At 70.0% G+C, this 16167-nt stretch carries 20 protein-coding genes; 17 read left to right on the top strand and 3 right to left on the bottom strand.

Features of this window, described 5'->3' with window-relative positions; translation table 11 throughout:
- Position 1 precedes the first annotated feature (1 nt).
- Genes BST28_RS12385 through trmD form a run of 3 tightly spaced genes read left to right on the top strand, consistent with a single transcriptional unit; the run spans position 2 to position 1475 of the window.
- Positions 2–244, top strand: a complete 243-nt coding sequence (locus tag BST28_RS12385) for an RNA-binding protein (protein WP_019736217.1) — start codon at positions 2–4, stop codon at positions 242–244.
- An 11-nt stretch (positions 245–255) separates the two neighbouring features.
- Entirely contained in the window at positions 256–777 is a 522-nt protein-coding gene (rimM, locus tag BST28_RS12380; protein ID WP_083081202.1) for a ribosome maturation factor RimM, read from the top strand.
- Positions 774–1475, top strand: a complete 702-nt coding sequence (trmD, locus tag BST28_RS12375) for a tRNA (guanosine(37)-N1)-methyltransferase TrmD (protein ID WP_083081201.1) — start codon at positions 774–776, stop codon at positions 1473–1475. Before rimM ends, trmD begins: the two co-directional genes overlap by 4 nt.
- Here the strand turns inward: trmD and BST28_RS12370 are convergent.
- Entirely contained in the window at positions 1472–2368 is an 897-nt protein-coding gene (locus BST28_RS12370; protein WP_083081236.1) for a serine hydrolase, read from the bottom strand. The two genes, trmD and BST28_RS12370, sit on opposite strands and share 4 nt — an antisense overlap.
- 390 nt (positions 2369–2758) lie before the next feature.
- Here BST28_RS12370 and rplS point away from each other — a divergent pair, with 390 nt between their 5' ends.
- The 11 genes from rplS to BST28_RS12315 all read left to right on the top strand — a co-directional run bounded on the left by rplS (position 2759) and on the right by BST28_RS12315 (position 11859).
- On the top strand, positions 2759–3100 hold the full coding sequence (rplS, locus tag BST28_RS12365) for a 50S ribosomal protein L19 (RefSeq protein WP_019736221.1): 342 nt from the start codon (positions 2759–2761) through the stop codon (positions 3098–3100).
- Between the two features lie 60 nt (positions 3101–3160).
- Positions 3161–4009 (top strand): signal peptidase I, encoded by an 849-nt coding sequence (lepB, locus tag BST28_RS12360; RefSeq protein ID WP_083081200.1) that lies wholly within the window; start codon positions 3161–3163, stop codon positions 4007–4009.
- Between the two features lie 3 nt (positions 4010–4012).
- Positions 4013–4720 (top strand): ribonuclease HII, encoded by a 708-nt coding sequence (locus BST28_RS12355; protein ID WP_019736223.1) that lies wholly within the window; start codon positions 4013–4015, stop codon positions 4718–4720.
- Positions 4717–5022, top strand: coding sequence for a DUF2469 domain-containing protein (locus BST28_RS12350; RefSeq protein ID WP_012393608.1), 306 nt, complete (start codon positions 4717–4719; stop codon positions 5020–5022). The genes BST28_RS12355 and BST28_RS12350 overlap by 4 nt, the downstream gene beginning before the upstream one ends.
- 41 nt (positions 5023–5063) lie before the next feature.
- Entirely contained in the window at positions 5064–5729 is a 666-nt protein-coding gene (locus BST28_RS12345) for a GNAT family N-acetyltransferase (RefSeq protein WP_019736224.1), read from the top strand.
- Positions 5730–5847: 118 nt separating this feature from the next.
- A complete protein-coding gene (locus BST28_RS12340) occupies positions 5848–6216 on the top strand; it encodes a YraN family protein (RefSeq protein WP_019736225.1) in 369 nt (122 codons plus the stop codon).
- Positions 6216–7727, top strand: a complete 1512-nt coding sequence (locus tag BST28_RS12335; protein WP_019736226.1) for a YifB family Mg chelatase-like AAA ATPase — start codon at positions 6216–6218, stop codon at positions 7725–7727. Before BST28_RS12340 ends, BST28_RS12335 begins: the two co-directional genes overlap by 1 nt.
- Positions 7724–8860, top strand: a complete 1137-nt coding sequence (gene dprA / locus BST28_RS12330; protein ID WP_083081199.1) for a DNA-processing protein DprA — start codon at positions 7724–7726, stop codon at positions 8858–8860. Before BST28_RS12335 ends, dprA begins: the two co-directional genes overlap by 4 nt.
- Positions 8861–8902: 42 nt before the next feature.
- Positions 8903–9763 (top strand): siderophore-interacting protein, encoded by an 861-nt coding sequence (locus BST28_RS12325; protein ID WP_019737344.1) that lies wholly within the window; start codon positions 8903–8905, stop codon positions 9761–9763.
- Between the two features lie 4 nt (positions 9764–9767).
- Complete coding sequence (locus BST28_RS12320) at positions 9768–10928, top strand: alpha-hydroxy-acid oxidizing protein (RefSeq protein ID WP_019737345.1); 1161 nt, start codon at positions 9768–9770, stop codon at positions 10926–10928.
- A gap of 31 nt (positions 10929–10959) precedes the next feature.
- On the top strand, positions 10960–11859 hold the full coding sequence (locus tag BST28_RS12315) for a tyrosine recombinase XerC (protein WP_083081198.1): 900 nt from the start codon (positions 10960–10962) through the stop codon (positions 11857–11859).
- Here the strand turns inward: BST28_RS12315 and BST28_RS12310 are convergent.
- Positions 11856–12344 carry a M23 family metallopeptidase gene (locus BST28_RS12310; protein ID WP_019736470.1) on the bottom strand — a complete coding sequence of 163 codons (489 nt, stop codon included), beginning with the start codon at positions 12342–12344 and terminating at the stop codon, positions 11856–11858. The genes BST28_RS12315 and BST28_RS12310 overlap by 4 nt on opposite strands.
- Before the next feature lie 242 nt (positions 12345–12586).
- Here BST28_RS12310 and rpsB point away from each other — a divergent pair, with 242 nt between their 5' ends.
- Genes rpsB through BST28_RS12295 form a run of 3 tightly spaced genes read left to right on the top strand, consistent with a single transcriptional unit; the run spans position 12587 to position 15715 of the window.
- Positions 12587–13417, top strand: coding sequence for a 30S ribosomal protein S2 (rpsB, locus tag BST28_RS12305; protein WP_019736471.1), 831 nt, complete (start codon positions 12587–12589; stop codon positions 13415–13417).
- 15 nt (positions 13418–13432) lie between these two features.
- Positions 13433–14248, top strand: a complete 816-nt coding sequence (tsf, locus tag BST28_RS12300) for a translation elongation factor Ts (protein WP_019736472.1) — start codon at positions 13433–13435, stop codon at positions 14246–14248.
- Between the two features lie 51 nt (positions 14249–14299).
- Positions 14300–15715, top strand: a complete 1416-nt coding sequence (locus BST28_RS12295) for an amidase (RefSeq protein WP_019736473.1) — start codon at positions 14300–14302, stop codon at positions 15713–15715.
- A 3-nt stretch (positions 15716–15718) separates the two neighbouring features.
- Here the strand turns inward: BST28_RS12295 and BST28_RS12290 are convergent, their stop codons facing one another.
- On the bottom strand, positions 15719–16138 hold the full coding sequence (locus BST28_RS12290) for a MarR family winged helix-turn-helix transcriptional regulator (protein ID WP_029249083.1): 420 nt from the start codon (positions 16136–16138) through the stop codon (positions 15719–15721).
- Positions 16139–16167: the final 29 nt, after the last annotated feature.

Raw genomic sequence — 16167 nt, 5'->3', positions numbered from 1 at the left:
CGTGAGTGCAGTGGTGGCAGATGCCGTCGAGCACTTGGTGCGCGGCATCGTCGACAACCCCGACGACGTCCGGGTCGACATGGTGACCAACCGGCGCGGCCGCACCGTCGAGGTGCATGTGCACCCCGACGATCTCGGCAAGGTGATCGGTCGTGGCGGTCGCACCGCCACCGCGTTGCGCACCCTCGTTGCCGGTATCGGTGGACGCGGCATTCGCGTGGACGTGGTCGACACCGACCGCTAGCCGGCCGGCTCATGGAGCTGACGGTCGGGCGGGTGGTCAAGGCCCACGGCATCACCGGCGAGGTCGTCGTCGACGTCCGCACTGACGACCCCGAACTCCGGTTCGCCCCGGGTGCGACACTGCACGCTCAAAAGCGCGGTGAGCGGCAGCGCGATTTCATCGTGGAATCCGCGCGCCCGCATGGTGCCCGGCTGTTGGTGCGCCTGGCCGGGGTATCGGACCGGGATGCGGCCGACGCCTTGCGCGGCAGTCTGCTGGTGATCGACTCGGCAGATCTGCCGCCGATCGATGAGGACGACACCTACTACGACCACCAGCTGGAAGGGCTGCGGGTGCGCACCGAGGCGGGGGAGGACCTCGGCACGGTGACCGAGGTGCTGCACACCGGGGCCGGCGAGCTGCTGTCGGTCCGGCGTACCGGCGGCGGTGAACTGCTGGTGCCGTTCGTGTCCGCGATCGTCACCTCGGTGTCGCTGGCCGAGCAGCTGGTGTGCATCGACCCGCCCGACGGGCTGTTGGATCTGTCACCGTGAGGGTCGACGTCGTCACCATCTTCCCGGACTACCTGGACCCGATCCGGCAATCGTTGCCGGGCAGGGCGATCGAGTCGGGGCTGGTCGAGTTGGGGGTTCACGATCTGCGGCGCTGGACCCACGATGTACACCGCTCGGTCGACGACACCCCGTACGGCGGCGGTCCGGGGATGGTGATGAGGGCGCCGGTGTGGGGCGAAGCTCTCGACGAAATCTGTTCGGAGCAAACACTTCTGGTCATTCCCACTCCCGCGGGTGCACTGTTCGACCAGGCCTCCGCCGAGCGGTGGAGCCACGAGCAGCACCTGGTGTTCGCCTGCGGCCGCTATGAGGGCATCGACCAGCGGGTCGCTGACGACGCCGCCCGGCGGATGCGGGTCGAAGAAGTCTCGATCGGCGATTACGTGCTGGCCGGCGGTGAGTCCGCGGTACTGGTGATGCTCGAAGCGGTGCTGCGGCTGATGCCCGGGGTTTTGGGCAATCCGGTGTCACGTCAGGATGATTCGCATTCCCCGGATCGCGATGGACTGCTGGAGGGACCGAGCTACACCCGGCCGCCGAGTTGGCGCGGACTCGACGTCCCGGAGGTGCTGCTCTCGGGCGACCACGCGCGCATCTACGCCTGGCGGCATGAGGCGGCGTTGCAGCGCACCAAAGAACGCCGCCCGGACCTACTCGGCGGGGACGAAGTCCGCTAGATCCGGCCGCCGGGGAAGATCGTCTTGACGGCCTGGGTGATCGTGGCGCGCGCGGTGGCGTCGTCGCTGGGCTGCAGTGACTCGATCACCACCACGTAGCGACGGTCAGCGCCGACCACGCCGGTCGACAGGTGCATCCAGTTGTTGCCGATGCAGCACATCCAGCCCTGCTTGACGGCCACCGGCTCGTTGAACAGACCCTCCGGAATCCCGAACCGCTGCGGGTAGCCGTCGATTCCGGTCGGGGTGGACTGCGCCAGGTCGTTGACGATCATGTTGGCCCGGTCCGCCGGCAGGCCACCGGAACCGTTGAGCAGCATGTCGTAGTAGCGCGCCAGGTCCGGTGCGGTGCTGATCGTGTTCCACCAGGCGCCGTTGGACGGCGGCGAGGTGCCGGCCAGCCCGTAGCGGCTCGCCACCCGGGTGACGATCGCATTACCGCCGTGCAGGTTCCAGAACGTCTCGGCGGCCCCGTCATCGGAGGACCGCAACATGACGTCCAGGGCGGCCTGGTCATCGGCGGACAATGCCGCCTCTGGCTGGTGGACCAACAGGTCGTCGGCGATGAACAGCTTGGCCACCGAGGCGGTGGCAATGGGCCGGGTGTTGCCGTTGGTGACCAATTGGTGCGAGATCCGGTCCAGCACGGCCACCGAGATGGTGGCGCCGGCCTTGGCCGCTTCCTCGGTGGCGTCCTGCATGCGTGCGGCCAATCCGTCTACCACGGCGACCGGCGGAATAGCGGGTGCCCGGGGGGCTTCGATCGCGGTGGCCACCGGTGCCACCTCGGGCGCCCGGTACTGCGGGGGACGGGGGGCGGAGGCGCCGTAGACCTTCTCGTCGCAACCGAACACCACCGTCGAGATCACCATCACGATGGTCAGCAGGAGCATCGATGGCCGCACGGCTGGTAGGCCTCCTCAACAGGTATCAGTCGCGTAACCGACATCTACGGGCTCGCCACGCTTGCTGCCATCGGCCCGCCGGATAGATTACCGCGTGCACGCCGGGACCGCGCAGTCCGCCTCTCCATCAGACTTATCACGCTGCGGGCGGTTCCGGCGGTACGACCAGCGGCGATTTGCGCGATTTCACTGGTTGCGCCGCGTCTGGCACAATTGAGCAGTTGTCGCCCGGCAGTTGATTCTGCAGCGGGGGGCCCGGCGTCTCGGGCACCGCACGATGCGACAATATGCCCGAACCCATCGGCTCGGTTACCGTCTGCACGCGCCCCCGCGTGCGGCCCGGTCGGCAGCCGCGACCCGCTAGGAAGTGTTTCCGCAATGAACACGCTGGACATCGTCGACAAGGCGTCGCTGCGCGACGACATCCCCGCCTTCGCCCCCGGCGACACGGTCAACGTGCACGTCAAGGTGATCGAGGGCACCAAGGAGCGCATCCAGGTGTTCAAGGGCGTGGTCATCCGCCGGCAGGGGGGCGGCGTCCGCGAGACGTTCACCGTCCGCAAGGAGAGCTACGGCGTCGGCGTGGAGCGGACCTTCCCGGTGCACTCGCCCAACGTCGACCACATCGACGTCGTGGTCCGCGGTGACGTCCGCCGGGCCAAGCTGTACTACCTGCGCGAACTGCGCGGCAAGAAGGCGAAGATCAAGGAGAAGCGCTGACGCGCCGGGCTTCCTCCGGTCGGTCTTCGGTGCTGCTGACGCGGTCACTACCCTGATCTCGTGACCGAAACCACGGGCTCGTCACCCGAGAACTCTGCCGAGGCCGACCAGCCCGAAGCCGACCAGCCCGAGGCCGCCGCGTCGGAGACGCCCGCCCCCGAGGACCGCAAGCACAGCACGCTGCGCGAGTCGGTCGTGCTGGTGGCGATCGCACTGGTGCTCTACTACCTGGTGCTGACGTTCGTGGCGCGGCCGTACCTGATCCCGTCGGAGTCGATGGAACCGACGCTGCACGGCTGCCACGGCTGCGTCGGTGACCGGATCATGGTCGACAAGGTCACCTACCGGTTCACCTCCCCGCGTCCCGGGGACGTCATCGTCTTCCGCGGCCCGCCGTCGTGGAACGTCGGCTACAAGTCGATCCGGTCGGACAACGCCGCCGTGCGCTGGGTGCAGAACGCCCTGTCCTTCATCGGGTTCGTCCCGCCCGACGAGAACGATCTGGTCAAACGGGTCATCGCCGTGGGCGGCCAGACCGTGCAGTGTCGCAACGACACCGGCCTGACCGTCGACGGCAAGGTGCTCGACGAGCCGTACCTGAATCCGGCCACGCTGATGGTCGACCCGATGGTCTATCCCTGCCTGGGCAACGAGTTCGGACCGGTGACCGTGCCGGAAGGCCGGTTGTGGGTGATGGGCGACAACCGCACCCACTCGTCGGATTCCCGTGCGCACTGCGACACCGTGGCGATCCAGCCCGATCTGCAGCACCGGATCCTGTGCACCGGCGACAACCTCGACGCCGGCACCGTGCCCGTGGGCAATGTCATCGGCAAGACCCGGTTCATCGCCTGGCCGCCGTCGCGGTGGGGGCCGGTGAAAGCGATCAACCCGCAGCAGGGGCCTTAGGCGATGACCCGGGCCTGGCCGCCGCGCCCGGTGATCCGCCGCTCACCGGGCCTGCGCACCTTGGAGTCGGCGCTCTACCGCAGTGGGCTGGGCCCGGTGGCCGGGGTCGACGAGGTGGGCCGGGGCGCCTGCGCCGGACCGCTGGTGGTGGCCGCCTGTGTGCTCGGCCCGGGCCGTCCCGCCGCGCTGGCGGCGCTCGACGACTCCAAGAAGCTCACCGCCAACGCTCGTGAACAGCTGTTTCCGGTGATTCGCCGGCATGCGCTGGCCTACCACGTGGTGTTCATCTCGCCGGCCGACGTCGACGTGCGCGGGGTGCACGCGGCCAACATCGAAGGCATGCGGCGCGCGGTGGCGGGGCTGGCGCTGCGGCCCGGTTACGTGCTGTGCGACGGATTCCGGGTGCCGGGCCTGCCGATGCCGTCGCTTCCGGTGATCGGCGGTGACGGCGCGGCGGCCTGCATCGCCGCGGCGAGCGTGCTGGCCAAGGTCACCCGGGACCGGTACATGGCGGCGCTGGACGACCCCGGGTACGGCTTCGCCGAGCACAAGGGTTACTCCACCGCCGCGCACACCGCGGCGCTGGCGGCACTGGGGCCGTGCAGCCAGCACCGCTACTCGTTCATCAACGTGCGCAGCGTGGCGGTGCCGGCCGCGGCGGCGACAGGGACAATGGTGACGAACCGAGCAGAAGGACAACTGAGCAGATGAGTGCCGAGGATCTCGAGAAGTACGAAACCGAGATGGAACTCTCGCTGTACCGCGAATACAAGGACATCGTGGGGCAGTTCAGTTACGTCGTGGAAACCGAGCGGCGGTTCTACCTGGCCAACAGTGTGGAGATGGTGCCGCGCAACGCCGACGGCGAGGTGTATTTCGAGCTGCGGCTCGCTGACGCGTGGGTGTGGGACATGTACCGTCCAGCGCGGTTCGTCAAGCAGGTACGGGTGGTCACGTTCAAAGACGTCAACATCGAAGAGGTCGAAAAGCCCGAGCTGCGGCTGCCCGAATAACAGCGCAGCGGCACCGTCGTCTTCGGTCTAGGCTGACTGGCATGACCGCTGTCGACCGCGCCGTCTCCCGTCGGGAGATCACCGACGCCCTGCTCAAAGCCATGGAACGTCGCCACGAGGTACTCGACGTGATCGTGGACTCCGACGACCGCGGGTCTGCCGTGCAGGCGATCGCGAACCTGCTCGGCACCTCACCGGCCGGCTGCGAAGCGGTGATCGGGATGTCGCTGGATCAACTGACCAGGGATTCCCGGAGCAGGATCGCCGCCGAGCTCGACGACCTGAACAACGAGCTGACGTTCACCCTCGGCGATCGCCCGGCAAGCTCCGGTGAGGCGCTGGTGCTGCGCCCGTTCGCCGGCGAGCCCGACCGCGACATCTTCGAGCTGCGCACCACCGACGTCGGCGCCAGCGGCGACGGGTCCGGCGCTCCGGCCGGGGTTCTCGACGACGAGATCCGCTCCGCGCTGACCCGGGTCGATGACGAGGACGCCGCGTTGTTCGTCGCCATCGACGGCGCGCAGAAGATCGGCATGGTCTTCGGCGACCTCAACCACGGCGAGGTCAACGTGCGGATCTGGATCCATCCCGAACATCGCAAGAAGGGCTACGGCACCGCCGCGCTGCGCCGTGCCCGTACCGAGATGGCCGCGTACTTCCCCGGGGTGCCGCTGGTGGTTCGGGCACCGGGCGCACACGCCGGTTAGCCGCCGGTTGGCCGGCGGCTGTGGATGAAGTCGCCGCTGTGGACAACTAGCCGTGCGGCAACCGATTTCGCTGCGGTGCGGCTCGACGCCGTCGGTGCGATGACCGACGCTGACCGGCATGACAACCCTGACGCGCGCCGAGCTGGGGGCGCTGGGAGAACAGCTGGCCGTCGACCACCTGATCGGGCAGGGGTGGACCATCCTGGCCCGCAACTGGCGTTGCCGTTACGGCGAACTGGACGTGATCGCCGCCGATCCGGCCACCCGTGCCGTGGTGTTCGTCGAGGTGAAGACCCGCACCGGTGACGGGTTCGGCGGACTGGCGTACGCGGTGCCGCCGCAGAAGCTTCGCCGGGTTCGCCGGCTGGCCGGAGTGTGGCTCGCCGGCCGGCAATCCCACTGGGACGCGGTCCGCGTGGACGTGATCGGGGTGCGGATCCGGCGGTGCCAAACCCCGCACATCACCCACCTGCAGGGGGTGGGCTGATGTCGTTGGGACGGGCCTATTCGGTCGCCATGCGCGGCCTCGATGGACTGATCGTGGAGATCGAGGCCGACATCGCCTCGGGCCTGCCGGGGGTGCATCTGGTCGGCCTGGCCGACGCCGCATTACAGGAATCGCGGGATCGGGTGCGGGCCGCGATCACCAACAGCGCGCAGCGGTGGCCGCAGGCCCGGCTGACCTTGGCACTGTCACCGGCCACGCTGCCGAAGATGGGTTCCGTCTACGACATCGCCCTGGCCGCGGCCGTGCTCTCGGCGGATCGCGACACGCCCTGGTCGCGGCTGGAGAAGACGGTGCTGCTCGGTGAGTTGGCGCTGGACGGGCGGATCCGGCCGGTGAACGGGGTGTTGCCCGCGGTGCTGGCGGCCAGGAACGACGGCTGGGCGCGCGCGGTGGTGCCAGTGGACAACCTCGCCGAAGCCAGCCTGGTGGACGGCATCGAGGTCTGCGGCGTGGCGACGCTGGGACAGCTGCACGGCTGGCTGGAGGGCAAGTCACGGCTGCACGGCCGGATCACCACCGCGGCTCCGGGGGCGGAGCCGGGCGCGGACCTGGCCGACGTGGTCGGTCAGGCCCAAGCGCGGTTCGCGGTCGAGGTGGCGGCCGCCGGATCGCACCACCTGATGTTGACGGGCCCGCCCGGGGTCGGGAAAACGATGCTGGCCCAACGTCTTCCGGGACTCCTTCCGATGCTGAGCGAGGACGAGTCACTGGAGGTCACCGCGATCCATTCGGTGGCCGGGCTGTTGTCCGGCAGCGCGCCGCTGATCACCCGCCCGCCGTTCATCGCACCGCACCACAGCTCCAGCGTCGCGGCGCTCGTCGGGGGCGGTTCGGGAATGGCGCGGCCCGGGGCGGTGAGCCGTGCGCACCGCGGGGTGCTGTTCCTCGACGAGTGCGCCGAGATCCGGGTCAGCGCCTTGGAGGCGTTGCGCACACCGCTCGAGGACGGGGAGGTCCGGTTGGCCCGCCGCGACGGCGTCGCGTGCTATCCGGCCCGCTTCCAGCTGGTCATGGCGGCCAACCCCTGCCCGTGTGCGCCGGCCGACCCGCGGGACTGCACGTGCAAACCGATGGAGAAGCGACGCTACCTGGGCAGGCTGTCGGGACCGCTGCTGGACCGGGTGGATCTGCGGGTGGAGATGCATCCGGTGCGGGCCGGGGCATTCTCCGTCGTCGACGGCGAGTCGAGCGCGCAGGTACGGTCCCGGGTGGCAGAGGCACGCGCTGCGGCGGCGCAACGCTGGGGGCCGCACGGATTTCGCACCAATGCCGAGGTCAGCGGGGCGTTGCTGCGCCGCAGGTTTCGGCTCGGTACGGCTGCGATGGCCCCGTTGCGCACCGCGCTGGACCGCGGACTGCTGTCCATCCGCGGTGCGGTGCGAACTCAACGCGTGGCCTGGACACTGAGCGACCTCGCCGGGCGGACCTCACCCGGGCCGGACGAGATCGCCGCGGCCCTGAGCTTTCGTCAACCGGGCGCGAACCGATGAGCCCCGACGACCGCACCCTGCTGGCCTGGGCTTACCTGTCCCGGGTCGCCGAGCCGCCGCGCCCAGACCTGGCCGCGCTGGTCGGGCGGGTCGGTGCCGTCGAGGCCGCGGAGCGGATCAAGTGCGGTGCGGTCGACACGGAACTGGCCAAGCACACCGAGGCTCGCCGGGAGATCGACCTGGCCGCCACGGATCTGGAATTACTCACCCGACGCGGTGGCCGCCTGATCACCCCCGACGACGACGAGTGGCCGACGCTGGCGTTCGTCGCCTTCGCTGGTGCGGCGGCCGCGAAGAAACCGGATTGCAGCCCGCCGATGGTGCTGTGGGCGCTGGGCCCAGCGCTCCTGGATGAGGTCGCCGAGCGTGCCACGGCGATCGTCGGGACCCGGGCGGCAACCGCTTACGGCGAACTGGTGGCCGCCGACCTGGCCGCCGGGCTGGTCGAGCGCGACGTGGCGGTGGTATCCGGCGGCGCCTACGGAATCGACGGCGCGGCGCACCGCGCCGCACTCGCCGCGGACGGCACCACGGTGGCGGTGCTGGCCGGGGGCATCGACATCCCTTATCCCGCTGGGCATTCCGCTCTGCTGCACCGCATCGGCGGGAACGGGCTGCTCGTCACCGAATATCCGCCCGGAGTGCGCCCGGCACGGCACCGGTTTCTGACCCGTAACCGACTGGTGGCGGTGCTGGCCGGAGCCACGGTCGTGGTGGAGGCCGGACTGCGCAGCGGCGCGGCCAACACCGCCGCGTGGGCGCGGCTGCTGGGCCGACCGGTGGCCGCGGTGCCCGGGCCGGTGACGAGTGCGGCGTCGGCCGGCTGCCATGTGCTGCTGCGCGCCGGCGCCCAGCTGGTCACCCGGGCCGATGAGGTGATCGAGTTGGCCGGGCGGGTCGGGGAGTTGGCGGATGACCCGCCACGGCCGCAGACCCCGCTGGACGGGCTCAGTGCCGCCGAACGTCAGGTCTACGAGGCTTTGCCGGGCCGCGGCGTGGCGACCGTCGATCAGGTCGCGGTGGCATCCGGGCTGGCCCCGGCACAGGTGTTCGGGCCGCTGGCGATGTTGGAGGTGGCAGGCTTGGTCGAGCGCCGCGACGGCAGCTGGGCGATAGTCCGGGGCAAGCGGTAGCTCGTATAGTCGGCGGGATTAGGCCCGAGACGGGGAGGCAGCGTGGCAGGAAGACCGGTTCACACCTTCGCAGTGGTCCGCACCGAGAAACTCACGGACCACATGGTGCGGGTGGTGCTGGGTGGCACCGGATATGACACTTTCCGCCCCAGCCAATTCACCGACTCCTACGTCAAGGTCGTCTTCGTGCGCCAAGACGCCGCGGCCGTCGCCGCGTTACCGCAGCCGTTGACGTTGGACAGCTTCGACGGCCTGCCCGAGGAGGATCGTCCGGTGATCCGCACCCTGACGGTGCGCCGCGCCGACCCGGTCGCCCGGGAGATCGCCATCGACGTCTCGGTGCATGGCGACCACGGCGTGGCCGGCCCGTGGGCCGCCGGCGCCCAGCCCGGCCAGCCGGTCTATCTGATGGGACCCAACGGCGCGTACGCTCCGGACCCCGCGGCCGACTGGCATCTGCTGGCCGGCGACGAAAGCGCGCTGCCGGCGATCGCTGCCGCCCTGGAAGCACTGCCGCCCGATGCGGTGGGCAAGGCGTTCATCGAGGTCGCCGGCCCAGACGACGAGATCGCGCTCACCGCGCCGCCGGGGGTACAGCTGAACTGGCTGCACCGCGGCGGGCGTGCCGATCTGGTCGGGCAGGACCGGGCCGGTGACAACGCCCCGCTCATCGAGGCGGTCACCACCACCTTGTGGCTGCCCGGCCAGGTTCAGGTGTTCATCCACGGCGAGGCGCAGGCCGTCATGCACAACCTGCGGCCTTACATTCGCAAGGAGCGCGGGGTGGACGCCAAGTGGGCGTCGATCTCCGGTTACTGGCGGCGAGGTCGCACTGAAGAGACCTTCCGGCAATGGAAGAAAGAGCTCGCCAGCAAAGAAGCGGCCGAAGCTGCGGCAGGCTAGCGACATGGCGTTCGGGGATTACCAGTTCGAGATCTACCTGCAGGGCCTGGCCGGGGTCGTGCCTGCGCTGCCGATGACCTACACCGAGTTGGAGGCCAAAGCCGCTGCGGCGCTTTCCTCGTCGGTGTGGTCATATGTGGCCGGCGGTGCCGGCGACGAGCGCACCCAACGGGCCAACGTCACGGCGTTCGACCGGTGGGGGCTCGTCCCGCGGATGTTCGTCGGCGCCGCGGAGCGTGACCTGTCCATCGAGATGTTCGGGCTGCGCCTGCCCTCACCGATCTTCATGGCGCCGATCGGCGTCATCGGCATCTGTGCCCAGGACGGCCACGGCGATCTGGCGAGCGGCCGGGCCGCGGCGGCCACCGGTGTTCCGCTGATGGTGTCCACCCTGACCGCCGACCCGCTGGAGGATGTCGCCGCCGAATTCGGTGACACGCCAGGGTTTTTCCAGCTGTACACGCCCAAGAACCGGGAGTTGGCCGCCAGCCTGGTGCATCGGGCCGAGGCGGCGGGGTACCGGGCCATCGTCGTCACCCTGGACACCTGGGTTCCGGGCTGGCGGCCGCGCGATCTGGCGACGTCGAACTTCCCGCAGCTACGCGGGCACTGCCTGGCCAACTATTTCTCCGACCCGGTGTTCCGCGCCGGGCTGGCCCAGCCACCCGAGGAGAACCTGCAGGCCGCGGTGCTGTCCTGGGTGCAGACCTTCGGCAACCCGTTGACGTGGGATGACCTGCCGTGGCTGCGGTCCTTGACCGACCTGCCGCTGATCGTCAAGGGCATCTGTCACCCCGACGATGCCCGGCGGGCCAAAGACGGCGGCGTGGACGGCATCTACTGCTCCACCCACGGCGGACGCCAGGCCAACGGGGGGCTGCCGGCACTGGACTGCCTCCCGGACGTGGTGGCGGCCGCCGACGGGCTGCCGGTGCTGTTCGATTCGGGCGTGCGTACCGGCGCTGACATCGTCAAGGCCCTGGCCCTGGGCGCGACCGCGGTGGGAATCGGCCGGCCCTACGCCTACGGGCTGGCGCTGGGTGGGACGGCCGGGATCGTGCACGTGCTGCGCTCATTGCTGGCCGAAGCCGACCTGATCATGGCGGTCGACGGCTATCCGTCACGGGTTGATCTCACCCCGGACACGCTGCGGCGCGTCATCTGAGCGTTGCGACGACTTCTGCCACCGTGAGCCGGTGGACGCGATTCTCGAGGAGTTCGACGAGCACCTGGCTTTGGAGCGGGGACGTTCCGAACACACCCGGCGTGCCTACCTCGGTGACCTGCGCTCGCTGTTCGCGTTCCTCGCCGAACGCGGGCACACCGGCATCGACGGCCTGAGCCTGCCGCTGCTGCGCAGCTGGCTGGCCGAGCAGGCCGGCGCCGGCGCGGCTCGCAGCACGCTGGCGCGGCGCACCTCGACGGTCAAGACCTTCACCGCCTGGGCGGCCCGGCGCGGCCTGCTGGCATCCGATCCCGGGGCGCGTCTTGCACTGCCCAAGGCGCGCCGGACCCTGCCGGCGGTACTGCGCACCGACCAGGCGCACGCGGCAATGGCCGCCGCGAAATCCGGTGCGCAGCAAAATGATCCACTTGCGTTGCGAGATCGTCTGATTGCCGAGCTGCTCTATGCCACCGCGGTGCGGGTGAGCGAATTGTGCGGCCTGGACGTCGACGACGTCGACCCCACGCGTCGGCTGCTGCGGGTGCTCGGCAAGGGCAACAAGCAGCGGACGGTGCCGTTCGGCGAGCCGGCCGCCGAGGCGCTGCAGGCCTGGCTGGCCCGCGGTCGGCCACCGCTGGTCACCGCGGAATCCGGCCCCGCCCTGCTGCTCGGCGCCCGCGGCGGCCGCCTGGACCCCCGGCAGGCCCGCACCGTCGTGCACCAGACCGTCGCCGCGGTCGGCGGTGCCCCCGATATGGGTCCGCACGGGCTGCGCCACACCGCGGCCACTCACCTGTTGGAGGGCGGGGCGGATCTACGCATCGTGCAGGAACTGCTCGGGCACTCCAGCCTGGCCACCACCCAGCTCTACACCCACGTCACGGTCGCCAGGCTGCGTGCGGTGCACGAGCGGGCCCACCCCCGGGCCTAGCCGACCGGCTTGAGCCGAATCGGCGTCGAGGCCAACAACCCCAGCGGGTCGACGTAGTCGGCGTGCGAGGCCGGGCCCCACATCGCGCCCCAATGCAGGCACGCGGCGCCGCCGCAGCCCGGATGCCCGGCGTCCAAGACGCCGATCACCGTGGCCGCCGTGACCCGCTGGCCGGGTCGCACCGACGCCGACACCGGCTGATAGCTGGTGCGCAACCCGCCGGGGTGAGCCAGCGACACCACCGGCACGCCGCCGATGAGCCCGGTGAACACGACGGTCGCGGTTCCGGCGGCATACACCGACTGACCGGCGGCACCGGCCAGATCCACCCCCCGGTGCCCACGCTGCCAATCCGGCCGCGGCGCATCGAACACCCGAACCACGTCCGGCCGCGGGCGCAGCGGCCAGTCCAGCCGCGCCGCGTCGGCGTGTGCCGGCCCGGCCGACAGCACGCTCACGACCAGCAACAACGCCGTCCGCCGCATCCGCCCAGTTCACCCCGGAGGCCCCGAAGCCGGCCAGTCACCGCTGTGGACAAAGCACCTGTTCGCAGCGTGTAAACTCACATGCGCGGTCCGCAGCTTTGCGGCTAGTGGGCCGACTTCGCGTGTCTGCGACACAACCGGATGCCGGCGGTCCCCGTAAGGGGTCCGGCATCTCAGCAGACACCAGGGCCCGGCCTCACCCGTCGCCGGGCGACAACCGACACAAAAGGAACCATGTACTCATGGCTGTTGTAACCATGAAGCAGCTGCTTGACAGCGGCACCCACTTCGGGCATCAGACCCGTCGCTGGAATCCCAAGATGAAGCGGTTCATCTTCACCGACCGCAACGGCATCTACATCATCGACCTCCAGCAGACGCTGACGTTCATCGACAAGGCGTACGAGTTCGTCAAGGAGACCGTCGCGCACGGCGGCACCATCCTGTTCGTCGGCACCAAGAAGCAGGCGCAGGAATCGGTTGCGGCCGAGGCCACCCGGGTCGGGATGCCCTACGTCAACCAGCGCTGGCTGGGCGGCATGCTCACCAACTTCTCCACCGTGCACAAGCGTCTGCAGCGGCTCAAGGAACTTGAGGCCATGGAGCAGACCGGCGGCTTCGAGGGACGCACCAAGAAGGAGATCCTGGGTCTGACCCGGGAGAAGAACAAGCTGGAGCGCAGCCTCGGCGGTATCCGCGACATGGCCAAGGTGCCCTCGGCCGTCTGGGTCGTCGACACCAACAAGGAGCACATCGCCGTCGGCGAGGCCCGCAAGCTGGGCATCCCGGTGATCGCAATCCTGGACACCAACTGCGACCCGGACCTGGTCGACTACCCGATCCCGGGCAACGACGACGCGATCCGCTCGGCCGCCCTGCTGACCAAGGTGATCGCCTCGGCGGTGGCCGAGGGGCTGCAGGCCCGGGCCGGTCAGGGCAACGGCGAGGGCAAGGCCGAGACCGCGGCCGCCGAGCCGCTGGCCGAATGGGAGCAGGAGCTGCTGGCCGGTGCCACCACCACCGCGGCGCCTGAGCCCGCCGCCGGCACCGACACCACCACCGACGCATCGTAGGAAAGGCACACAACAGTGGCGAACTACACCGCTGCCGACGTCAAGCGGCTTCGGGAACTCACCGGCGCAGGCATGATGGACTGCAAGAACGCGCTGGCCGAAAGTGACGGCGACTTCGACAAGTCCGTCGAATTGCTGCGGATCAAGGGCGCCAAGGACGTCGGCAAACGCGCCGAGCGCGCCACCGCCGAGGGCCTGGTCGCCGCCAAGGACGGCGCCCTGATCGAGCTCAACTCCGAGACGGACTTCGTGGCCAAGAACGCCGAGTTCCAGGCGCTCGCCGAGGAGATCGTCACCGCCGCCGCGGCCGCCAAGACCGACGACGTCGAGACGCTCAAAGCCGCCAAGGCCGGTGACCGGACGGTGGCCGAGGCCATCGAGGCGCTGTCGGCCAAGATCGGTGAGAAGCTCGAGCTGCGCCGCGTCGCCTACTTCGGCGGCACCGTGGAGACCTACCTGCACAAGCGGGCCTCCGACCTGCCGCCGGCCGTCGGTGTGCTGGTCGAGTACTCCGGCGACAGCACCGAGGCCGCCCACGCGGTCGCGCTGCAGATCGCCGCGCTCAAGGCCCGCTACCTGACCCGGGACGACGTCCCGGCCGACGTGGTGGCCAACGAGCGCCGCATCGCCGAGGAGACGGCCAAGGAGGAGGGCAAGCCCGAGGCCGCCCTGCCCAAGATCGTCGAGGGCCGGGTCAACGGTTTCTTCAAGGACACCGTGCTGCTGGACCAGGCTGCGGTGTCGGACTCGAAGAAGACGGTGAAGGCGCTGCTCGACGAGGCGGGCGTGACCGTGACCCGCTTCGCGCGGTTCGAGGTCGGCCAGGCCTAGCCGCCCACGCCGGTGGGGTCGGCCCGTCGGCGTTCTTGCTAGCGTCAGGACATGCAACATGTCCATGCTTTCGGCAACGACGCGCTCGGCGATTCCGACGCGGTCGGCCTGGTTGAGCGGATCCGATCAGGCGCCGTGTCGCCCGCCGAGCTCGTCGAAGCCGCGATCGCGCGCACCGAAGCGGTCAACCCGCAGCTGAACGGACTGGCCTACCAGGCGTTCGACCGGGCTCGCGAGACCGCGTCGGGGCAGGGCGGCACCGGGGGCTACTTCGCGGGTGTCCCGACGTATGTCAAGGACAACGTGGATGTCGGCGGGATGCCGACCATGCAGGGCACCGACGCGTGGCAACCGCGCGCCGCCGCCGCCGACGGTGATTTCGCCCGGCTCTATCTCGGCACCGGGCTGATCACGCTGGGCAAGACCCAGCTGTCGGAGTTCGGGTTCAGCGCGGCCGCCGAGCACCCGAGGCTGGGCGCGGTGCGCAACCCGTGGGACACCGACTACACCGCGGCGGCGTCGTCGTCGGGGTCGGCGGCGTTCGTCGCGGCCGGGGTGGTGCCGATCGCGCACGCCAACGACGGCGGCGGCTCCATCCGCATCCCGGCGGCATGCAACGGTCTCGTCGGTCTCAAACCGTCGCGGGGCCGGCTGCCGCTGGACAAGGATCTGCGCGCGATGCCGGTGCGCATCGTCTACAACGGGGTGGTCACCCGCTCGGTGCGAGACACCGCCGCCTTCTACGCCGAAGCGGAGCGGATCTGGCGCAACCCCAAGCTGCCGCCGGTCGGCGATGTCCGGGCCCCGGGCAGCCAGCGGCTGCGGATCGCGGTGATCACCCAATCGATCCGGCGCGAGACGTCGGCGGAGATGCGCGAGTTGACCTTGAAGACTGCCGCGCTGCTCGAGGAACTCGGCCATCACGTCGACTACCTCGACCGCCCGCCGGTGCCGGAGCGCTTCGCCGACGACTTCCTGCTCTACTGGGCGTTTTTGGCGACCGCGCTGGTGCGCGGCGGGCGGCGGATGTTCGGCCCCACCTTCGACCGCAGCCGGCTGGACAACCTGACGCTGGGGCTGGATCGCCACGCCACCCGCCACCTGTACCGGCTCCCGTTGGCCATCGCCCGGCTGGCGACCCTGCGCCGGCACACCGCGCAGATGTTCCGCAGCTACGACATTGCGCTGACCCCCACGCTGGCCCACGAGACGCCGAAGGTCGGCCACCTGGACCCGACCGCCGACTATGAGCAGGTCATCGACCGGCTGATGGATTGGGTGGCGTTCACCCCGCTGCAGAACGTCACCGGGGATCCGGCGATCTCGCTGCCGCTGGCCGAATCGGCGGCCGGTCTGCCGGTGGGCATGATGTTCAGCGCTCATCTCGGCCAGGAGGCCCGGCTGCTGGAGCTGGCCTACGAACTCGAAGCGGCGAAGCCCTGGCCGAAGATCACCGGCCGGGGCTGAGCTCTACTCCGCGCCGATCCGCTCCAGCATCTGGCGGAACTGGTGCTGCTCGTCTGGGGTCAGGGCCGCCAGAACCCGGCCGTCGGCGATCCGCACGGCGGCTTCGGCCTGTTTCAACAGGTCGCGACCGGCGTCGGTCAACGTCGCCGGCAGGGCCCGCCCGGACGGCACCGTCTGCGGCCGGCTCACCGCACCCCGGTTCTGCAGCCGGTGCAGCACGGTGTTCATGGCCTGCGGGGTGACGCTGGTGTGGCGGGCCAACTCGGCGCTGGACAGCCCCGGGCGAAGCGAAAGCACCCGCATGCAAACGAATTCGGGCAGCGTCAGCCCGATCGGTCCGAGCACCGCCGACACCTGCGGGCGCAGCGCCGAGCTGACCCGGTACAGCAGATAGCCCAGCGGGGCGCTGTCCACATCTTCCATATCAAACATGCTGACATACGGCGCAGCCG

It is taken from the genome of Mycolicibacter kumamotonensis (assembly GCF_002086285.1).
Classification (GTDB): Bacteria; Actinomycetota; Actinomycetes; order Mycobacteriales; family Mycobacteriaceae; genus Mycobacterium; species Mycobacterium kumamotonense.
This window is presented reverse-complemented; position numbering and strand designations above follow the sequence as displayed.